Below are 19,203 nucleotides of genomic sequence, written 5' to 3'. Positions count from 1 at the left end.
CATAATCAACCTGACTCATTGTGATTTAGCAAAGTTCCTGCGAATTCATCTCGTTGCCGCCGCTGCAGCGGATCAGTCGCCGGTGCGTCAATGGATGAACTGCATGCTCTCTTCTCGTCACCGCCGGGCGTTGCATCTGGCCAGCCGCTTTATCGCTCCCTACCGTTGGCAGGCGCTGGGCGCCTTGCTGGCGTTGATCGTCACTGCCGGCATTACCCTGTCCATGGGGCAGGGCATCCGCCTGCTGGTGGACCAGGGTTTCATGACCCAGTCGCCGCATTTGCTGAATCAGTCCATTGGTTTGTTCCTGCTGCTGGTCCTGGCCCTGGCGGTGGGCACCTTTGTGCGTTTCTACCTGGTGTCGTGGATCGGCGAGCGCTGTGTGGCGGACATCCGGCGCCAGGTGTTCAATCACCTGATCTACCTGCACCCCGGGTTCTACGAGAACAACCGCAGTTCGGAGATCCAGTCGCGGCTGACGGCGGACACCACTTTGCTGCAGTCGGTGATCGGCTCTTCGCTGTCGTTGTTTTTGCGCAATGCGCTGATGGTGCTCGGCGGCATCATTTTGCTGTTCATCACCAACCCCAAGCTCACCAGTATCGTGGTGGTGGCCTTGCCGCTGGTGCTGGCGCCGATTCTGATCTTCGGTCGCCGGGTCCGCAGCCTGTCGCGCCTGAGCCAGGACCGGATCGCCGATGTCGGCAGCTACGTCTCGGAAACCCTGGGCCAGATCAAGACGGTCCAGGCCTATAACCACCAGGCCCAGGACGAGCAGCGTTTCGCCGTGACGGTGGAAGAAGCCTTCGATACGGCGCGCAAGCGCATCGTCCAGCGTGCCTGGCTGATTACCCTGGTGATCGTCCTGGTCCTGGGAGCGGTGGGGGTGATGCTCTGGGTCGGCGGCATGGATGTCATTGCCGGGCGCATTTCCGGCGGTGAGCTGGCAGCGTTCGTCTTCTACAGCCTGATCGTCGGCAGTGCCTTCGGCACCTTGAGTGAAGTGATTGGCGAGTTGCAGCGGGCCGCGGGGGCGGCGGAACGCATTGCCGAATTGCTGCGGGCGGACAGCAGCATCCAGCCGCCTAGCAGCGGCCTGGTGAGCCTGCCGGCGCGGGTGCGTGGCGATCTGCAACTGGAGGATCTGGGGTTCGCCTACCCGTCGCGGCCGGATCGCTATGCCGTCGACGGTTTGACTCTGACGGTGCGGGCCGGGGAAACCCTGGCGCTGGTGGGGCCTTCGGGAGCGGGAAAATCCACGCTCTACGACCTGTTGCTGCGTTTCTATGATCCCCAGCGGGGGCGGATACTGCTGGACGGCGTTCCCGTGACCCAGCTCGATCCGCAGGATCTGCGCCGCTGTTTTGCCCTGGTGTCGCAGAACCCGGCGCTGTTCTACGGCAGCATCGAAGAGAACATCCGCTACGGCAAGCCTGACGCGACCCTGACCGAGGTTCAGGAAGCGGCGAAGATCGCCTACGCCCACGAGTTCATCGAGCAGATGCCAGAGGGTTATCAGACTCATCTGGGGGATGGCGGTATGGGGCTTTCCGGCGGCCAGCGGCAACGTCTGGCAATAGCCCGGGCGTTGTTGGTGGACGCGCCGATCCTATTGCTGGATGAGGCCACCAGCGCCCTGGATGCGCAGAGTGAACATCTGATTCAGCAGGCGTTGCCCAGTCTGATGAAGGACCGCACCACCCTGGTGATTGCCCATCGCCTGGCCACGGTGAAGAATGCCGACCGCATCGCGGTCATGGATCAGGGCAAGCTGGTGGCGGTGGGGACTCATCAGCAACTGATCGCCAGCAGTCCGCTGTATGCGCGATTGGCGGCCCTGCAATTCAGCGACGGCCCGCCGGCCTCTGTGTAGGAGCCGGCTTGCCGGCGAAAGCGCCCATCAGCCTGGCGCCGAGCGCGAAGACTTGGTCGCTGGCAAGCCAGCTTCTGCCCTAGGCGAGGGCCCAATAAAAAGCCCGCATCGCTGCGGGCTCGTGGAGTGCCGGGTTTCACTGGTCGTCGAAGTAGCGCTCATGCCAGTCCACCAGCGGCTGCGGTGAGTTGAGCTTCTGGCCATAGATCACCGAGTACGACAGCACGTTCTGCACATACTGGCGGGTTTCGTCGAAAGGAATGCTTTCCACCCAGACATCGAAACTCAGGTGGTCGGCGCCCTTGAGCCATTGGCGCACCCGTCCAGGGCCCGCGTTATAGGCGGCAGATGCCAGCACCCGGTTGCCGTTGAACTGGCTATGCACCTGGCTCAGGTAGGCGGCGCCCAGTTGGATGTTCTTGTCCGGGTCCAGCACTTGCTGGGGCGAGGCCAGGGGGATGCTGAACTTGCGCGCGGTTTCCTTGGCGGTGCCGGGCATCAGTTGCATCAGGCCGCTGGCGCCGACGTGGGAGCGGGCGTCGTCCATGAAGGCGCTTTCCTGGCGGGTGATGGCGAACACCCAGCTCGAATGCAGGCCGCGGACCTTGGCTTCGCGCACCAGGGTGTCGCGGTGAGCCATGGGGAAGCGGATGTCCAGGTCATCCCAGTATTGGGCCTGGCTGATGGTGCGGATGGCCGGGAAGTACCACTTCAGGTCGTAGGCCAGCCTGGCCTGGGCCACCATTTCGTCACGGTTGAAGTGCCGGCTGACGTGGTACCACTCGCGGCGACCGTCGACGATCTGGCCCCGGGCATGAAATTCCAGGGCACGACGCACACCCGGGGTATTGCGAACTTTATTGATCACCGCCTGGCTCAGCATCAGCGGTTGGTTGTTCAGCTGATAGGGGGCCTTGGCGTGATCGGCGGCGAGGAAGCCGTAGAAGTCCCGCTCCCGGGCCAGTCCCTTGAACAGCACCTGGGCCTGAGGGTTTTGCGGCTGGGCCAGTTCCAGGCTGCGAGCCTGCCAGTAGCGCCAGCGGTTGGTGGTGGCCAGGTCCTGAGGCAGCTTGCGGGTCAACTGATAGGCATCCTCCCAGCGTGCCAGGCGCAACAGCAGGCGCAGGCGCCATTCGGAGACGGTGTTGTCGCGCAGCTCCGGGTCGTACTTGGTCATCACGTCCAGGGCGCGGCTGTCGAAGCGGCGGGCCAGGGTCAGGCCGATTTCGCGGGCAATCGCCACTTTTTCGTCACGGGAGAAGTGCATGCTGCTGGCATAGCCGTCCAGCAGGGCCATGGCCTTGTCCGGATCCTGGCGTGCCAGTCGGCGCAGACCCAGGCCGACCACGTCGGACATGGCCTCGTCGGCCGGCAGGAAGCGCGAGGGCTGGCTCAGTAGTTCGGGTTTTTGCGCCACGTCCACCAGCAAGCGGCCCTGGGGCGCCAGGGTGGTCATGCTCTTCACCAGGCTGTTGGCCAGAGGATAGTTGCGGGCTTCGGCCGCCAGTTTGGCCCGTTGCCAGCGTTTTTGTTCGGTCAGCTGGCCTTCAGCGGCCCATTGCGCGAACAAGGCGTCACAAGCGGCCGGTTGGGATTTGCCGGTCAGCCAGAGCTTTTCGGTGGCGGCGTAGCCTTCGGCCTTGAGATTGTGTCCCAGCTGGTACTGGCCGTTGAGGCAGTCCAGCTCGGTGAAATTGAGTTTTGGGTCGTAGTACTGGGTGAAGGTCGCCCAATCGCCACGTTCGGCCAACCAGCGCAACCAGCGCAGTTTCATCCAGTTGGCCTGGGGCAGATCGCCATGTTCGGCGAGGAATTTCTCGATCTCGGCGTTGCTGGCGGATTTCAGCCGGGCGGTCAGTTCGTCGTAGGCCAGGTAGGGTTCCAGCGGGTAGTCGCGCAGTGCATCGGCGTAACGGAAGTAGGGACCGGAATCACCCTTGGCCAGGGCGCGCTTGGCTTCATCGTAATACTGGCGTTGTAGAGTCAGGTCTGCCGCCTGGGCGGAGTGGACGGCTGCGGCGGTGAGAAGCAGGCAAGATAAAACACTGAAAAGGCGACTGCGCATGAGACATCCGGGCAGAGAAATCATGACAAGTGCCGACAAGGCCAACACTGATTGCTCACTAGCTTAGCCTTTTGCCAGCAACCGGTGAAAGCTTTGCCGAACCCTCGGCATCAGTTGGCAACAAAAGTGCCTCGGGGGTGGCCGGCGGCGAAATAGCCGGCCTTCTGCGGGCTCAAGTCAGGTAGAATGCGCGCCCGGTTTTTGGAGAAGAACATGACCCTGCTCAAATTCAGCGATGTGTCCCTTGCTTTCGGCGCCATGCCGTTGTTGGACAAGGTGTCCTGGCAGATCGCCCGTGGTGAGCGGGTGTGCATCATCGGCCGTAACGGTACTGGCAAATCCAGCATGATGAAGCTGGTCAAGGGCGATCAGAAGCCCGATGACGGCTCTGTATGGCGCGCACCCGGTCTGAAGATCGGCGAGTTGCCCCAGGAATTGCCGGTGGCCGACGAGCGGACCGTGTTCGACGTGGTTGCCCAGGGCCTGGACGGTGTCGGCGAGCTGCTGGCCCAGTACCACCACCTGAGCCAGAACATCGTCACCGACGCCGATCTGGAAAAGCTGATGCACGTCCAGCACGATCTCGAAGCCCGTGACGGCTGGCGCCTGCAGCAACTGGTGGACAGCACCCTGAGCCGTCTGCAGCTGCCGGCCGACAAGACCCTCGCCGAGTTGTCCGGCGGCTGGCGTCGTCGCGTATTGCTGGCCCAGGCCCTGGTGTCCGAGCCGGATCTGCTGCTGCTCGACGAACCGACCAACCACCTGGACATCGGCGCCATTGCCTGGCTGGAAGAGGCGCTGAAGGATTTCCAGGGCGCGGTGCTCTTTATTACCCACGACCGTTCCTTCCTGCAGAACCTGGCCACGCGCATCCTCGAACTGGACCGCGGCGGCCTGATCGACTGGAACGGCGACTACGCCAGCTTCCTGGTGCACAAGGAAGCCATGCTGGCGGCGGAAGAAACCGCCAACGCGCTGTTCGACAAGCGCCTGGCCCAGGAAGAGGTGTGGATTCGCCAGGGCATCAAGGCCCGGCGCACCCGTAACGAAGGCCGCGTGCGGGCGCTCAAGGCGCTGCGCGTGGAGCGCAGCGAGCGTCGCGAGCGTACCGGCAAGGCCAATATCCAGCTGGAAACCGCCGACAAGTCCGGCAAGCAGGTGATGGTGCTGGAGAACGTCAGCTTCGCTCACCCGGGTGGTCCGTTCCTGGTCAAGGACTTCTCCATGGTCCTGCAGCGCGGCGACCGCATCGGCCTCTTGGGCGCCAACGGCACCGGCAAGACCACCTTGCTCAAGCTGATGCTCGGTGGCCTGGTGCCCAGCAGCGGCAAGGTGGAGGAGGGCACACGGATCGACGTGGCCTACTTCGACCAGTTGCGCCACCAGTTGGACCTGGAAAAGACCGTGATCGACAACGTCGCCGAGGGTCGCGACTTTATCGAGATCGATGGCCAGAGCCGTCACGTGCTGAGCTACCTCGGTGACTTCCTGTTCAGCCCGCAACGTGCTCGCACGCCGGTCAAGGCGTTGTCTGGCGGTGAGCGTGCCCGTCTGTTGCTGGCCAAGCTGTTCAGCAAGCCGGCCAACCTGCTGGTGCTCGACGAACCGACCAACGACCTGGATGTGGAAACCCTCGAACTGCTGGAAGAAGTGCTGCTGACCTTCCAGGGCACGGTACTGATGGTCAGCCACGACCGGGCTTTCCTCGACAACGTGGTGACCAGCACCCTGGTGTTTGAAGGCGAAGGCAAGGTTCGTGAATACGTTGGCGGTTATCAGGATTGGTTGCGTCAGGGCGGTTCGCCACGGTTGCTGGGCGTGACCGAGAACAAGTCCGGCAAGGCCGAGCTGAATTCAGCCGTGGTTGCGCCGGTGCAAGCCGCGGCCCCGGCCCCGGTGCAGGAGGCTCCGGCGGCGAAGAAGAAGCTCAGCTACAAGCTGCAGCGCGAGCTTGAGGCGTTGCCGGGACAGATCGAAGCGATGGAACAGCAGATTGCCGGGGTCGAGGCGGAAATGGCCGATGCCGGTTTCTATCAGCGTCCGGTGGCGGAAACCGCCGCGGTCATCGCCCGGCTGGAGCAGTTGAATGCCGAGCTGGAGCAGATGGTCGAGCGCTGGGCCGAGCTGGATGCCTGAATGATCGCTGAGTAATGAAAAAGCCCGACTTCAGAGTCGGGCTTTTTGTCGAGGCCGCTGGCGTGCTGGCGGCCGGAGGGGTGTATTCAGCGCTTGACCAGGTGCACCGCCAGCACGTCACAAGGCGCGCCGTGGAGAACGTCATTGGCGGTGGAGCCCAGCAACAGCGCCAGGCCGTGGCGGCCATGGCTGCCGACCACGATCAGGTCGCATTCCTGTTCCTTGGCCAGATGGTGAATTTCCTGGCGCGGTTGTCCATAGGTCAGGTGACTGTATTCCTTGGTCAGCTCCGGATACTTGTGGATCAGCCGGTCCAGGCGCTCCCTGGCCTGGTCGAACTGTTGCTGTTGCAGTTGCGAAAGATCCATGGGGACATCACCGCCGAAGGCCATGGCCATGGGCTCGACGATATGCACCAGGGACAGCTTGGCCCCATTGCTCACCGACAGCTCGCGAGCGCGGTGGATAACAGGATCGCACTCTTCGGTTAGATCTACGGCGACCAGAATATGGTGGTAGGACATGAGGTGCTCCTCCTGAGGATTGCAATAGCTTCAAGTATGGCTGCTTTCAAGCGGGTTGGTTTCGCCCAGGCCCCGCTCATCAAAAAATCGAGAGTACTGATATGACGGTCTGGATAGTGGTGTCAATCCTTGCGGTGGTTCTGAGTCCGCTGGCGTGGTTGCGTCCTTCGCGCCGCCAAAGCGGCCTGATCGCCTTGCGCATGGAGGCGCGACGCATGGGCCTGGCCATGCAACTGGCGCCTCAGGAGTGGCCGCACTGGCTGGGTCAGGAACCTCCCAATCCGTGCCCGCAGTACCACCGCCCGCGGCGCAGCGCGCAATCGGCCTGCTGGAGCTACTGGCAGACAGCCCCCGGTTGCTGGGTCAACCAGTGGCGCGAGCCCTGTGTCGACGAGTCGCTGCTCAAGCACCTGCAAACATTGCCGTCCGGGGTGTTCAAGGTTGAGGCGGACAAGCAGTTGATAGCGCTGTACTGGAACGAGCGTGGCGAGGTCAGTGTCCTGGAAAGTATCGCCTCGGTGCTCAAGGCCTTGGCCTGAAGCCTTGGAAGAGAGCGCCCAGGGTGGGCCTGTGCGCTGGGCAATAAAAAGCCCGACTCAGCATCGGGCGGGATGGCCAGGCAGGCCGGTAATCGGGTTGGAGCCACCTTCGGGTGGCTTTTTGCTGTCTGGGTCGTGGCGATATTCGATAAATGTTTTCTGGTCATTTCTTCAGATATATCCCCAGCTTAGTCGTGCTTGCTCTTGGAGGCCGGGGGATTTAGGGCGATTTTTCTAAATATTGATCCTATGAATGGCCTTGAATGCAGTGCCGTGTTGATCGTCCGGGGAGCAGTGCAGTGACCGCAAAGTCGCGTTTCAAACCGTGTTTTGTACGATTGACAATTGTCGGATTTTCCCTGAATGTGGCGTACCCAAATCAAACGGGCGTATGAAATGAGCGTTTGCATCGCAGGCAGCTCTGTACAGAATCCCGACTATCGCGTTGGCGGGTGTGCCTGGCGGATTGGCGTTAGCATCGACGGAGACGTTAGTGCCAAGCCAGAAGTCAGCGTCCGACGTGTACTGTTCAGCTTCCATATCGTGGAGATCAGTTGATGATTTACGAAGGTAAAGCCATCACGGTTAAGGCTCTTGAAAGTGGCATCGTCGAATTGAATTTCGACCTCAAGGGTGAGTCCGTCAACAAGTTCAACCGTCTAACCCTGAATGAATTGCGTCAGGCTGTTGACACCATCAAGGCAGATGCTTCGATCAAGGGCGTGATCGTCAGCAGTGGCAAGGACGTGTTCATCGTCGGCGCCGACATCACCGAGTTTGTCGATAACTTCAAGCTGCCGGATGCCGAACTGGTGGCTGGCAACCTCGAAGCCAACAAGATCTTCAGCGATTTCGAAGACCTCAATGTGCCGACCGTTGCCGCGATCAATGGCATCGCCCTGGGTGGCGGCCTGGAAATGTGCCTGGCAGCGGATTACCGCGTCATGGCCGCCAGCGCCAAGATCGGCCTGCCGGAAGTCAAGCTGGGCATCTACCCGGGCTTCGGCGGCACCGTGCGCCTGCCGCGCCTGATCGGTGCCGACAATGCCATCGAGTGGATTGCCGCCGGCAAGGAAAACCGTGCTGAAGACGCGCTGAAAGTCGGTGCCGTGGACGCTGTGGTTGCTCCCGAGAAGCTCAAGGATGCCGCTCTGGCCCTGGTCAAGCGCGCCATTTCCGGCGAGTTCGACTACAAGGCCAAGCGTCAGCCGAAGCTGGAAAAGCTCAAGCTCAACGCCATTGAGCAGATGATGACTTTCGAAACCGCCAAGGGTTTCGTGGCTGGCCAGGCCGGCCCGAACTACCCGGCACCGGTCGAGGCGATCAAGACCATCCAGAAGGCCGCCAACTTTGGTCGCGACAAAGCCCTGGAAGTGGAAGCTGCAGGCTTCGTCAAACTGGCCAAGACTTCGGCCGCACAAAGCCTGATCGGTCTGTTCCTCAACGATCAGGAACTGAAGAGAAAGGCCAAGGCCTACGACGAGATCGCCAAGGACGTGAAGCAGGCCGCCGTACTCGGCGCCGGCATCATGGGTGGCGGCATTGCCTATCAATCGGCGTCCAAGGGCACGCCGATCCTGATGAAGGACATCAACGAGCACGGCATCGAGCAGGGGCTGGCGGAAGCCGCGAAACTGCTGGTAGGCCGCGTTGATAAAGGCCGCATGACCGCCGCGAAGATGGCTGAAGTGCTCAACGGCATTCGTCCGACCCTGTCCTACGGTGACTTCGGCAACGTCGACCTGGTGGTCGAAGCCGTGGTCGAAAACCCCAAGGTCAAGCAGATCGTACTGGCTGAAGTGGAAGGTCAGGTCAAGGAAGACACCATCCTGGCCTCCAACACCTCGACCATTTCCATCAGCCTGCTGGCCAAGGCCCTCAAGCGTCCGGAAAACTTCGTCGGCATGCACTTCTTCAACCCGGTGCACATGATGCCGCTGGTGGAAGTGATCCGTGGCGAGAAATCCAGCGAGCTGGCCGTTGCCACCACCGTTGCCTACGCCAAGAAAATGGGCAAGAACCCGATTGTGGTCAACGACTGCCCGGGCTTTTTGGTCAACCGCGTGCTGTTCCCGTACTTCGGCGGCTTCGCCAAGCTGGTCAGCGCCGGTGTGGATTTCGTGCGCATCGACAAGATCATGGAGAAATTCGGCTGGCCCATGGGCCCGGCGTACCTGATGGACGTGGTCGGCATCGACACCGGTCACCACGGTCGCGACGTCATGGCTGAAGGCTTTCCGGATCGCATGAAGGACGACCGTCGCTCGGCCGTGGACGTGCTTTACGAGGCCAAGCGCCTGGGTCAGAAGAACGGCAAGGGCTTCTACGCCTATGAAGCCGACAAGAAGGGCAAGCAGAAGAAGGTCGCCGATCCGTCGGTGCTGGAAGTGCTCAAGCCGATTGTCTACGAGCAGCGTGAAGTCACCGACGAAGACATCATCAACTGGATGATGATCCCGCTGTGCCTGGAAACCGTTCGTTGCCTGGAAGACGGCATCGTCGAAACCGCTGCCGAAGCGGACATGGGCCTGGTCTACGGTATTGGTTTCCCTCCATTCCGTGGCGGTGCGCTGCGCTACATCGATTCCATCGGTGTTGCCGAGTTCGTTGCCCTGGCCGACCAGTACGCCGATCTGGGCGCGCTGTACCACCCGACCGCGAAGCTGCGTGAAATGGCCAAGAACGGCCAGAGCTTCTTCGGTTAAGCGCCCACACTAGAGCGAGAGTGAACATATGAGCTTGAATCCTAGAGACGTCGTGATTGTCGACTTCGGTCGTACTCCGATGGGCCGCTCCAAGGGCGGCATGCACCGCAACACCCGCGCCGAAGACATGTCGGCGCACCTGATCAGCAAACTGCTGGAGCGCAACACCAAGGTCGACCCGGCGGAAGTCGAGGACGTGATCTGGGGCTGCGTCAACCAGACCCTGGAGCAGGGCTGGAACATCGCGCGCATGGCGTCGCTGATGACCCAGATCCCCCACACTTCGGCCGGCCAGACCGTCAGCCGTCTGTGCGGTTCGTCCATGAGCGCCCTGCACACTGCAGCGCAGGCGATCATGACCGGTAACGGTGACGTATTCGTCGTGGGCGGCGTCGAGCACATGGGCCACGTGAGCATGATGCACGGTGTTGATCCGAACCCGCACATGTCCCTGTACGCGGCCAAAGCCTCGGGCATGATGGGCCTGACTGCCGAGATGCTGGGCAAGATGCACGGCATCACCCGCGAACAGCAGGACGCCTTTGGCTTGCGTTCCCACCAGCTCGCCCACAAGGCGACCGTGGAAGGCAAGTTCAAGGACGAAATCATCCCGATGCAGGGCTATGACGAGAACGGTTTCCTGAAACTGTTCGACTACGACGAAACCATTCGTCCCGAAACCACCCTGGAAAGCCTGGCGGCCTTGAAGCCGGCGTTCAACCCCAAGGGTGGTACCGTGACTGCCGGTACTTCGTCGCAGATCACCGATGGCGCCTCGTGCATGATCGTGATGTCGGCCCAGCGGGCTCAGGATCTGGGCATCCAGCCGATGGCGGTGATCCGTTCCATGGCCGTGGCGGGTGTGGACCCGGCGATCATGGGCTATGGTCCAGTACCGGCCACGCAGAAAGCCCTGAAGCGTGCGGGCCTGGGCATCAACGACATCGACTTCTTCGAGCTCAACGAAGCTTTCGCCGCACAGGCCCTGCCAGTGCTGAAAGATCTGAAAGTGCTCGACAAGATGAATGAGAAGGTTAACCTGCACGGCGGCGCGATCGCCTTGGGTCACCCGTTCGGTTGCTCCGGTGCGCGTATCTCCGGGACCCTGCTCAACGTCATGAAGCAGAATGGCGGCACCTTCGGTGTGTCCACCATGTGCATCGGCCTTGGCCAGGGCATCTCGACCGTCTTCGAACGCGTTTAAGCGTTGGGTGGATGGAAGCCGGGGCCCTGTGCCCCGGTTTTTGTTTTTCTGAAGATGTGTTTGTTTTTATTTTGAAAAGAATTGCACGAGGGCCAGAGCATGCAGTTACAACCCGGGCTCTATCAGCATTACAAGGGGCCGCAGTACCGCGTTTTCAGCGTGGCGCGGCACTCGGAAACGGAAGAAGAAGTGGTGTTCTACCAAGCCCTGTATGGGGATTACGGTTTTTGGGTGCGCCCCTTGAGCATGTTCCTGGAGTCGGTCGAAGTTGACGGCGAGCAGGTCCCACGCTTTGCTTTGGTGCAGGCCGAACCCAGTCTTTTTTCACCGGCATAAGTGCCGGTCGCGCAGTACCCTGCGCTTGACCTCACCTTGTTGCCACTATATATAGCGGGGCCGCGTCAGGCGCCAACCGCCTTTCTCTTCTCGAATTCAGGAATTTTCCGATCCATGGGCAAATCGCTGGTCATTGTGGAATCCCCGGCTAAGGCCAAGACCATCAACAAGTACTTGGGCAACCAATACGTGGTGAAGTCGAGTATCGGCCATATCCGAGACCTGCCCACCAGCGGTTCGGCCAGTGCCGCCAAAGATCCGGCCGCCAAGCGTGGCAAGGCCGCTGCGGGTGAAGCTCCGGCCCTGTCGCCGAAGGAAAAAGCGCGCAAGCAGCTGGTGTCGCGCATGGGCGTCGACCCCGAGCACGGCTGGAAAGCCAAGTACGAAATCCTGCCTGGCAAGGAAAAGGTCATCGAAGAGCTGCGCCGCCTTGCCAAGGATGCCGACACCATCTATCTGGCAACGGACTTGGACCGCGAAGGGGAAGCCATCGCCTGGCACCTGCGCGAAGCCATCGGCGGTGACGACAGCCGCTACAAGCGCGTGGTGTTCAACGAAATCACCAAGAAGGCGATCCAGGAAGCCTTCTCCCAGCCCGGCGAGCTGGACATTCATCGGGTCAACGCGCAGCAGGCTCGGCGCTTTCTTGACCGCGTGGTGGGCTACATGGTCTCGCCGCTGCTGTGGGCGAAGATTGCCCGTGGCCTGTCCGCCGGTCGTGTGCAGTCGGTAGCGGTGAAGCTGGTGGTGGAGCGCGAGCGTGAGATTCGCGCCTTCATTCCGGAAGAGTACTGGGAAGTCCACGCGGACCTGGGCACCGCCAAGGGCTCGAAGGTGCGCTTTGAAGTGGCTCGCGAGAACGGTGAAGCCTTCAAGCCGCTCAATGAAACCCAGGCCATGGCTGCCCTGGAAAAGCTCAAGGCCTCGGCCTACAGCGTCGCCAAGCGTGAAGACAAGCCCACTAGCAGCAAGCCGTCGGCGCCATTTATTACCTCCACCCTGCAGCAGGCCGCGAGCAACCGCCTGGGCTTCGGGGTGAAGAAGACCATGATGATGGCCCAGCGTCTGTATGAAGCTGGCTACATCACCTACATGCGTACCGACTCCACCAACCTCTCGGCTGATGCCGTGGCGATGGCGCGGACCTATATCGAAGACGAGTTCGGCAACAAGTACCTGCCGGCCTCGCCCAACGTCTACAGCAGCAAGGAAGGGGCCCAGGAGGCGCACGAAGCGATTCGTCCGTCCGACGTGAACACCCATCCAAGCAAGCTGTCGGGCATGGAACGTGACGCTGAGCGGCTCTACGAGCTGATCTGGCGCCAGTTCGTTGCCTGCCAGATGCTGCCGGCGCAATACCTGTCCACTACCGTCAGCGTGGCCGCTGGCGACTTCGAGCTGCGTGCCAAGGGCCGTATCCTCAAGTTCGACGGCTACACCCGGGTCATGCCGCAGATCAGCAAGCCAGGTGATGACGATGTGCTGCCAGACATGGCGCAGGGCGAAGTGCTGAAGCTGATCAAGCTCGACCCAAGCCAGCACTTCACCAAGCCGCCGGCGCGCTACTCCGAAGCCAGCCTGGTGAAGGAAATGGAAAAACGCGGCATCGGTCGTCCTTCGACCTATGCGGCGATCATTTCCACCATTCAGGATCGCGGCTACGTAACCCTGCACAACCGTCGCTTCTATTCGGAAAAGATGGGTGACATCGTCACCGAGCGTCTCTCCGAAAGCTTCTCCAACCTCATGGACTACGGCTTCACCGCCGGCATGGAAGAGAACCTCGATGACGTGGCCCAGGGCGAGCGCGACTGGAAGAACGTCCTCGACGAGTTCTACGGCGACTTCAAGAAGAAGCTCGAAGTGGCCGAAGGCGCCGAAAGCGGCATGCGTGCCAACCAGCCGGTGATGACCGACATTCCGTGCCTGACCTGCGGTCGGCCGATGCAGATTCGTACCGCTTCCACCGGCGTGTTCCTGGGTTGTTCGGGCTACAGCCTGCCTCCGAAGGAACGCTGCAAGGCCACCGTCAACCTGGTGCCGGGCGACGAGATCGCCGCCGATGACGAGGGCGAATCGGAATCCCTGGTCCTGCGCGGCAAGCACCGTTGCCCGATCTGCAGCACGGCAATGGATGCGTACCTGCTGGATGAAAAGCGCAAGCTGCACATCTGCGGCAACAACCCGGATTGTGCCGGCTACGAGATCGAAGAAGGCAGCTACCGGATCAAGGGCTATGAGGGGCCGAGCCTAGAGTGCGACAAGTGCGGCAGCGAGATGCAGCTCAAGACCGGCCGTTTCGGCAAGTTCTTCGGTTGCACCAACGCCACTTGCAAGAACACCCGCAAGCTGCTGAAAAGCGGTGATGCGGCGCCGCCGAAGATGGATCCGGTGAAGATGCCTGAGCTCAAGTGCGAAAAGGTCAACGACACTTACATCCTGCGCGATGGTGCTTCGGGCTTGTTCCTGGCCGCCAGCCAGTTCCCGAAAAACCGTGAAACCCGGGCGCCGCTGGTGCTGGAGCTGATCCCGCACAAGGACGAAATTGATCCGAAGTACCACTTCCTTTGCGAAGCGCCGAAAAAGGACCCGGACGGTCGTCCGGCCGTGGTGCGCTATAGCCGCAAGACCAAGGAGCAGTACGTGCAGACCGAGGTTGATGGCAAGCCGACCGGCTGGCGCGCGTTCTACGACGGTGGCACCTGGAAGGTCGAAGACAAGCGCTAAGCACTGTCTGTGTCGAGGGGCTTGCTCCTCGATATGGCGCTGTACAGGGCCGCATGATTCCGTTGGGAGTCATGCGGCCTTTCTTTTGCCTTGCGGTGCGCGGGAGTGATCCTTGAAACTGTGCCACCCGCATCCGGTTCTGTTCTTGTAGTGGAGGCTGCCTACATGGCCCACGAGCTCTATACCCGTACCAATCAGAAAATCTACTTTGCCGGCCTGGCGCTCGAGACCGTGGCTCGGGCCGAAGAGGGGCGGGCGATGAATGCCCAGGCGCAGGTCCAGGCGGGGCGCGAGTCGGTGCTTTTCCACCTGTACGGTGCCTTGCTGGGGCTATGCCACGAGATCGCCGGGTTCTATCGGCTGCCGCAGGCCAATGCTGCGCGGGTCGAGCAGATCCTCAGCCGTGAAGTACTGGACAGCATTGCCATTCCCGAGCTGGCGGAGCTGGTGGAGTTGGCGCAGAGCCCGCAGACCTGGCTGGCGCAACTGCTGTGCGCTTACAGCGAGCTGTTTCAACCGCCACGAGCGCCGCACAAACCCAAGGGCGACGTGACCCAACCGCTGATCATGGCGGTCAATCTGGACGAGCAGGAGCCGGAACCGGAACTGAGTCGAGAAGAGCTGGAAAGCTGGCGGCAGAACCTCAAGTCCCTGGCCATTCGTTTTCGAGATGGCTTGAACGAGTGTTGAGCCTGAGCGTCGCTTGATACGCGGCGCGTTTAATTGATCAAGGAAGATGCATGTTGTTCTTCTTGCGTGACCAGGCGCTGGTTCGCCTGCTCAGCGATTGCCAGATGCGAGTCATCAATGCCCGGTCCAGGGCGGATCTGCTGGCGGTGCTCGACCGGCTGGAGATATTCCCTGGCGGCCTGGAGTTTGACCATGTGCAGTCAATAACGCTGCTGGTGCTGGCGTTTGCCGCACTCGCGACTGCGCTGTTGATGGATGGCATGGGCGGCATGTTCTGGGTGTTTGTGGCTTTGTGTTTCTTAAGCTATCGGGTCCGCAAAGGCGTCTCTGGGGCGTTGACGGATCTGGCGGTGAGTATCACCCGCAAGTGCATGATGTTTTGCAACGACTTGAGTGAATCCGACAGTAGTGCCGATTGGCGCCTGAAGAGACTGGACAGCGAGTTCACCGATTACCGGCGGGGCAGTGAGAGTGAGCGGCGCCGTATCCTGGACTCGCTCCAGGGGGTGTATCGAGGAAAGCGACATTCGCTGGCATTCGAGTATTACCAGCTGCGATATGTGATCTCCAGTTGCGAGCGCGGGGCCGGTGGAGATCTCAAGACGGTTTACACCAACTACCAGCGCTACAGTCTGGTGGTGGATTTTCCCTGGGTGACAGAGATTGCGCTTCGATCCAGCCCCTTGGAAGTAGCGCTGTCGGGACAGCCCTTCAAGACCGAGCGCGAGGATTTCAATCAGATCTTTGTGCTGCGCGGCATTGACCCTGCCAGTTGTCAGCATTTTGCCACGCCTGCGACGCTGGACTTGCTGATGGAGCTTTCGCGCCAGCTCCATGGGGTCAATCTGGAGTTCTCCAGCCAGGGACGACTCTGCCTGAGCTTCAATAACGAAGACATCATGGCCCACGCCGATCCGGGGTTGCTGAGTGATCTGGCGGTCTTTCGCGCGCGGATCGAGGCCGGCATCGAGTTGCCCAAGTTGTATCCGCTGTTGGGGCTGATAGAGCGGCTGGCCCAGGAGCACGACGGTCATGCTGTCGTTCCGCAGGTTTTGGAATCCAGCGAGTTGATCAAGGAAGAATGATGCAGTTTCTCAAGCACGATGCCGAGTTGGTCCAATTACTGGCCACTTGCAACGCCGAGGTGGCGCGGGCCAAGACCAACGAGGATCTGTTGCAGGTCATCGGCCGGCTCCAATCCTTCAAGGGCGGGTTGCAGTTCGATCATGCCCAGCCCCTGATGCTGGTGATGCTGGCGATTGTTTCGGCGATCCCGGCCATGGCAGGCGTGGTGGTGATGTGGTTCATCGCGGCATGCTTCGGCTTTGCCAGTCTGATCATCTGGATGAGTCGTAAAGCCGCTTTTGATGAGTTGCCAAAGAAAATCGCCCGTAAATGTTCATTCCTCAGTAACGGTCTTTGCGATCCCGGTGGAACCGCCGAAGAGCGTTTCACCCAACTGAGCGGCGAGTTCGAGGACTATGAGCGCGGTAACGACAGCCGCCGCATCGTCGACTCCGCCGGGGGAACCTACCAGGGCGCGCGGCATCAGTTGCCTTTTGTCTTCCACCACTTGCGTTATGTGAATTCCCACTACAAATCCAAATCCGATGGCGAAAGTGAGCGGGTTTACGAGAGCTTCGATCGCTTCAGCCTAGTGGTGGACTTTCCCTGGGTCACCGGTGTGATGGTGTGCAGTGATCGGCCGAATAAAAAGCGCACAAAACGTAAAGTCTACGAGACCACTTCTGATGATTTCAACAGAGCCTTTAATTTCACCGGTGACAGCGAGCTGGCCTGTGCCAAGTTCGCGACCCCCACCACCCTGGCTTTTTTGCTGAGGCTTTGCCGGCAGTTGAAGAAGGTGAACCTGGAGTTTTCCAATGAGGGGCGTCTGTGCCTGAGCTTCGACGATGCCGAGGTCATGGCCTACAAGGATCCGGGAACCTTTGAGGACTTATCGGGCTTCTACGCCAATATCGAGCGGGGGCTGGAGTTGCCTGGTCTGTTTCCGGTGCTGGCCCTGGTGCATGAGCTGGCGGAATTGCACGACAACAATTTCGACCTTCCGATGAAGGTCGCTGATGAAATGGAGCAATAGGGTATGGAGTTGTTGTTGGTCATTGCGATTGCCTTGGGCGTTCTGGCCTATGTGCACTACAACAGGATTGTCAGCGCATACAACCGCGCCCAGCGAGCCTGGTCGGACGTGCTTGCCTACCAGCGGCAGCGCATCAAGGTACTGGATCTGCTGGAGCCGCAAGTGGCTGGTTTTCAGGCTTATGAGAGCCAACTGCTGGAGAGGATCGTTGGGTTGCGCAGCGCGATTGGCAGCTTGCCATCTGCTGCCGATGGCGATGCGTTGAAGTCGGTCGACGAGGGCAGCAAAGCCCTGCTGGGGGGCTTGAACCTGGCGTTTGAGGCCTATCCGGACCTCAAGTCCGTTACGTTGTTGAGCAACCTGATGCGTGAGGTTGCGGAGCAGGAAGGCAATATCGGCGGCGCCATTACCCTGTTCAACCTGAATGTGGAGCAGTTCAACAACTCCATTCAGATGTTTCCCGGTTCCTTGATTAATCGATTGAGCTTGAACAAGTCGCTGATCACCCCTTTTTCCGACAGCCAGGCTTCGGCGGGTTTTGAATACAAACCGAATTTCTGAGCTGGGCTGGCACGGAGTTTTGAGGGCTGGAGCGCCGCATTTCTTGAGTGGGGCAGGGGCTCATGCCTGTTGAAGAGCGCTAGGTCTGGTGCAAGATCCTGAGCGAGGCGGGGGTGATGACTGATATAATCCCGACCTTTCGTGGAGACCAGACCTTTATGCCAACGTCCTTTCTAGAAATTGTCGAGTTGCCAGACGGCCGTATCGAGCTGCGCAGAGCTGAGGACGAGGGTTCTCTGGTTACTTTGGATTTCTCCGAGGATGCCAAAGCCTTTTTGCAAGGTCAGCATGTTGAGGTGGCCAAGGCCATGTTGAGCGTCGGTGTGCAGATGGCCGGACGCCTGGTAGAAGGTGAAATCGATAAGGAAGACGGCCCGCGGGTTCTTCACTAAGCCCGTTTATCGGTTTTCTTCCGGTTGCTCGTCATATTTATTTCGGCTTCTCAATCCTGGAGAAGCCTCGTGCTTTTCAAGCGCATTGTGTAGCGATTTCCCGGTGTTTATCCCAGGCGAATATTCAGGCTTTGCGCATCTCCCGTGCGTGCGGCGCTGATCAACTGTTGCCGTGCGCTAGCGCTCAGTGGATTCAGCCAACTGACCACGGTATGACTGCGCCCCAGGCGCAGGGCCTCGCAAGCCAGCTGTTGTGGGCTCTGAGAGCCCCGGGGGTGAAGCAGCAGGATACGTTCGCGATTCAGGCCGGCATCCCGTAGCCAGCTTTGGGTCAGGCTTGAGGGTGGGGCGATCAAAGTCAGCCATCGTGCGTCCTGCTCCTGGCTCAACTCTCTGAGAATGGGTGCCAGGAGGTTCAGGCAGTTCCCGGCGGCGCCGCGTAACGACAGTTCGCTGAAAGCCTCTGGATCTTTATTCCAGGGCGACTCGACCGCTTCTTTGAGCGCAGGCGCCAAGGGCTGGGCCAGGAACGCTTCAAACAACGGCAGTTGGGCTTGCTGTGGTGTATGAGGGAACTGCATGGAGCCTCCTTTAGCGGCGAATGACGCCGACACTCAAGCCTTCGATCACCAGCTCCTGATCTTTCAGGTTGACTTCGATGGGGGCGAAATCAGGGTTTTCGGCGATCAGCCAGACTTTGCTGCCTTCGCGCTTGAAGCGCTTGACCGTGACTTCATCGCCGATGCGCGCCACCACCACCTGGCCGTTGCGGGCCTCGCGGGTGGTATGCACTGCCAGCAGGTCGCCGTCGAAGATGCCGATGTCCTTCATGCTCATGCCGTTGACCCGAAGCAGGTAGTCGGCGCGAGGATGGAAGAAGGTCGGATTGATGTTGCAGGATTCTTCGATGTGCTGCTGGGCCAGGATGGGGGCGCCAGCGGCAACGCGACCGATGATGGGCAGCGAGTCGTCGGACTTGGCTTCGAAGCCAGGGATGCGGATGCCGCGGGAGGCTCCCGGGGTCATCTCGATGGCGCCTTTGCGGGCCAGGGCCTTGAGGTGTTCTTCGGCGGCGTTGGGCGACTTGAAGCCCAGCTCCTGGGCGATCTCGGCGCGGGTGGGCGGATAGCCGTTGTCTTCAAGGCAGCGTTTGATAAAAGCCAGAATCTCAGCTTGGCGTGGCGTCAGTTTTAGCATGTCGATCGCTCTGTCTTTTTATACAGTGACTGGGATTATATACAGTGGACGTCGCTTGGCAATCCTCCATTTACCGTGGTCGGTCGGGCGGTTGTCATTCCGGGGTAGCAATCCACTGCTCAAGGCTGGCTACAGACCGCGGCAGGTATGATT

At 60.5% G+C, this 19,203-nt stretch carries 16 protein-coding genes; 12 read left to right on the top strand and 4 right to left on the bottom strand.

Annotation, left to right across the window (positions count from 1 at the left end; all coding sequences use genetic code 11):
* Window positions 1-94 precede the first annotated feature (94 nt).
* On the top strand, window positions 95-1,873 hold the full coding sequence (locus GGI48_RS05105) for an ABC transporter transmembrane domain-containing protein (protein ID WP_179601928.1): 1,779 nt from the start codon (window positions 95-97) through the stop codon (window positions 1,871-1,873).
* Window positions 1,874-2,009: 136 nt separating this feature from the next.
* On the opposite strand, the gene GGI48_RS05100 is transcribed toward GGI48_RS05105, so the two are convergent.
* Window positions 2,010-3,938: a transglycosylase SLT domain-containing protein gene (locus GGI48_RS05100; protein ID WP_179597321.1), complete on the bottom strand. Its 1,929-nt coding sequence runs from the start codon at window positions 3,936-3,938 to the stop codon at window positions 2,010-2,012.
* A gap of 213 nt (window positions 3,939-4,151) precedes the next feature.
* Between GGI48_RS05100 and GGI48_RS05095 the strand changes: the two genes are divergently transcribed.
* Window positions 4,152-6,074 carry an ATP-binding cassette domain-containing protein gene (locus GGI48_RS05095; protein ID WP_103741352.1) on the top strand — a complete coding sequence of 641 codons (1,923 nt, stop codon included), beginning with the start codon at window positions 4,152-4,154 and terminating at the stop codon, window positions 6,072-6,074.
* 86 nt (window positions 6,075-6,160) lie between these two features.
* Here GGI48_RS05095 and GGI48_RS05090 read toward each other — a convergent pair whose 3' ends face one another.
* Window positions 6,161-6,598 carry a universal stress protein gene (locus GGI48_RS05090; RefSeq protein WP_016964862.1) on the bottom strand — a complete coding sequence of 146 codons (438 nt, stop codon included), beginning with the start codon at window positions 6,596-6,598 and terminating at the stop codon, window positions 6,161-6,163.
* 101 nt (window positions 6,599-6,699) lie between these two features.
* Here GGI48_RS05090 and GGI48_RS05085 point away from each other — a divergent pair, with 101 nt between their 5' ends.
* From GGI48_RS05085 to GGI48_RS05040, 10 genes are all read left to right on the top strand, one after another.
* A complete protein-coding gene (locus GGI48_RS05085) occupies window positions 6,700-7,137 on the top strand; it encodes a hypothetical protein (protein ID WP_047302977.1) in 438 nt (145 codons plus the stop codon).
* Window positions 7,138-7,694: 557 nt separating this feature from the next.
* On the top strand, window positions 7,695-9,842 hold the full coding sequence (gene fadB / locus GGI48_RS05080; RefSeq protein WP_179597319.1) for a fatty acid oxidation complex subunit alpha FadB: 2,148 nt from the start codon (window positions 7,695-7,697) through the stop codon (window positions 9,840-9,842).
* Window positions 9,843-9,870: 28 nt separating this feature from the next.
* Window positions 9,871-11,046: an acetyl-CoA C-acyltransferase FadA gene (gene fadA, locus GGI48_RS05075; RefSeq protein WP_016964860.1), complete on the top strand. Its 1,176-nt coding sequence runs from the start codon at window positions 9,871-9,873 to the stop codon at window positions 11,044-11,046.
* 99 nt (window positions 11,047-11,145) lie between these two features.
* Window positions 11,146-11,382: a DUF1653 domain-containing protein gene (locus GGI48_RS05070; RefSeq protein WP_019093731.1), complete on the top strand. Its 237-nt coding sequence runs from the start codon at window positions 11,146-11,148 to the stop codon at window positions 11,380-11,382.
* Window positions 11,383-11,496: 114 nt separating this feature from the next.
* Window positions 11,497-14,109 (top strand): type I DNA topoisomerase, encoded by a 2,613-nt coding sequence (topA, locus tag GGI48_RS05065; RefSeq protein WP_179597317.1) that lies wholly within the window; start codon window positions 11,497-11,499, stop codon window positions 14,107-14,109.
* A gap of 165 nt (window positions 14,110-14,274) precedes the next feature.
* The gene (locus GGI48_RS05060; RefSeq protein WP_179597315.1) at window positions 14,275-14,799 is read left to right on the top strand and encodes a DUF6586 family protein; all 525 of its coding nucleotides are present in this window, start codon (window positions 14,275-14,277) and stop codon (window positions 14,797-14,799) included.
* Between the two features lie 50 nt (window positions 14,800-14,849).
* Entirely contained in the window at window positions 14,850-15,884 is a 1,035-nt protein-coding gene (locus GGI48_RS05055; protein ID WP_179597313.1) for a hypothetical protein, read from the top strand.
* Window positions 15,884-16,900, top strand: coding sequence for a hypothetical protein (locus GGI48_RS05050; RefSeq protein ID WP_179597311.1), 1,017 nt, complete (start codon window positions 15,884-15,886; stop codon window positions 16,898-16,900). The genes GGI48_RS05055 and GGI48_RS05050 overlap by 1 nt, the downstream gene beginning before the upstream one ends.
* Before the next feature lie 3 nt (window positions 16,901-16,903).
* The gene (locus GGI48_RS05045) at window positions 16,904-17,461 is read left to right on the top strand and encodes a LemA family protein (protein WP_179597310.1); all 558 of its coding nucleotides are present in this window, start codon (window positions 16,904-16,906) and stop codon (window positions 17,459-17,461) included.
* A gap of 158 nt (window positions 17,462-17,619) precedes the next feature.
* Window positions 17,620-17,853 carry a hypothetical protein gene (locus GGI48_RS05040; RefSeq protein WP_011060267.1) on the top strand — a complete coding sequence of 78 codons (234 nt, stop codon included), beginning with the start codon at window positions 17,620-17,622 and terminating at the stop codon, window positions 17,851-17,853.
* Window positions 17,854-17,960: 107 nt separating this feature from the next.
* On the opposite strand, the gene sulA is transcribed toward GGI48_RS05040, so the two are convergent.
* Together sulA and lexA are read right to left on the bottom strand one after the other, a co-directional pair.
* Window positions 17,961-18,434 (bottom strand): SOS-induced cell division inhibitor SulA, encoded by a 474-nt coding sequence (gene sulA, locus GGI48_RS05035; protein WP_016967103.1) that lies wholly within the window; start codon window positions 18,432-18,434, stop codon window positions 17,961-17,963.
* Window positions 18,435-18,444: 10 nt separating this feature from the next.
* The gene (gene lexA, locus GGI48_RS05030) at window positions 18,445-19,050 is read right to left on the bottom strand and encodes a transcriptional repressor LexA (RefSeq protein WP_047302992.1); all 606 of its coding nucleotides are present in this window, start codon (window positions 19,048-19,050) and stop codon (window positions 18,445-18,447) included.
* Between the last annotated feature and the right edge of the window lie 153 nt (window positions 19,051-19,203).

The organism is Pseudomonas protegens, assembly GCF_013407925.2.
Taxonomy (GTDB): domain Bacteria; phylum Pseudomonadota; class Gammaproteobacteria; order Pseudomonadales; family Pseudomonadaceae; genus Aquipseudomonas; species Aquipseudomonas fluorescens_AP.
The sequence above is the reverse complement of the archived record's forward strand: the minus strand, read 5'-3'. Positions and strand labels throughout refer to the sequence as shown.

What these genes read in the sequence shown, in the direction of transcription:
- GGI48_RS05090 (WP_016964862.1), bottom strand. Translation starts at nt 6,598, where the DNA reads ATGTCCTACCACCATATTCTGGTCGCCGTAGATCTAACCGAAGAGTGC.
- fadB (WP_179597319.1), top strand. Translation starts at nt 7,695, where the DNA reads ATGATTTACGAAGGTAAAGCCATCACGGTTAAGGCTCTTGAAAGTGGC.
- GGI48_RS05095 (WP_103741352.1), top strand. Translation starts at nt 4,152, where the DNA reads ATGACCCTGCTCAAATTCAGCGATGTGTCCCTTGCTTTCGGCGCCATG.
- GGI48_RS05105 (WP_179601928.1), top strand. Translation starts at nt 95, where the DNA reads ATGAACTGCATGCTCTCTTCTCGTCACCGCCGGGCGTTGCATCTGGCC.
- GGI48_RS05060 (WP_179597315.1), top strand. Translation starts at nt 14,275, where the DNA reads ATGGCCCACGAGCTCTATACCCGTACCAATCAGAAAATCTACTTTGCC.
- GGI48_RS05040 (WP_011060267.1), top strand. Translation starts at nt 17,620, where the DNA reads ATGCCAACGTCCTTTCTAGAAATTGTCGAGTTGCCAGACGGCCGTATC.
- topA (WP_179597317.1), top strand. Translation starts at nt 11,497, where the DNA reads ATGGGCAAATCGCTGGTCATTGTGGAATCCCCGGCTAAGGCCAAGACC.
- GGI48_RS05100 (WP_179597321.1), bottom strand. Translation starts at nt 3,938, where the DNA reads ATGCGCAGTCGCCTTTTCAGTGTTTTATCTTGCCTGCTTCTCACCGCC.
- fadA (WP_016964860.1), top strand. Translation starts at nt 9,871, where the DNA reads ATGAGCTTGAATCCTAGAGACGTCGTGATTGTCGACTTCGGTCGTACT.
- GGI48_RS05085 (WP_047302977.1), top strand. Translation starts at nt 6,700, where the DNA reads ATGACGGTCTGGATAGTGGTGTCAATCCTTGCGGTGGTTCTGAGTCCG.
- sulA (WP_016967103.1), bottom strand. Translation starts at nt 18,434, where the DNA reads ATGCAGTTCCCTCATACACCACAGCAAGCCCAACTGCCGTTGTTTGAA.
- GGI48_RS05050 (WP_179597311.1), top strand. Translation starts at nt 15,884, where the DNA reads ATGCAGTTTCTCAAGCACGATGCCGAGTTGGTCCAATTACTGGCCACT.
- GGI48_RS05055 (WP_179597313.1), top strand. Translation starts at nt 14,850, where the DNA reads ATGTTGTTCTTCTTGCGTGACCAGGCGCTGGTTCGCCTGCTCAGCGAT.
- lexA (WP_047302992.1), bottom strand. Translation starts at nt 19,050, where the DNA reads ATGCTAAAACTGACGCCACGCCAAGCTGAGATTCTGGCTTTTATCAAA.
- GGI48_RS05045 (WP_179597310.1), top strand. Translation starts at nt 16,904, where the DNA reads ATGGAGTTGTTGTTGGTCATTGCGATTGCCTTGGGCGTTCTGGCCTAT.
- GGI48_RS05070 (WP_019093731.1), top strand. Translation starts at nt 11,146, where the DNA reads ATGCAGTTACAACCCGGGCTCTATCAGCATTACAAGGGGCCGCAGTAC.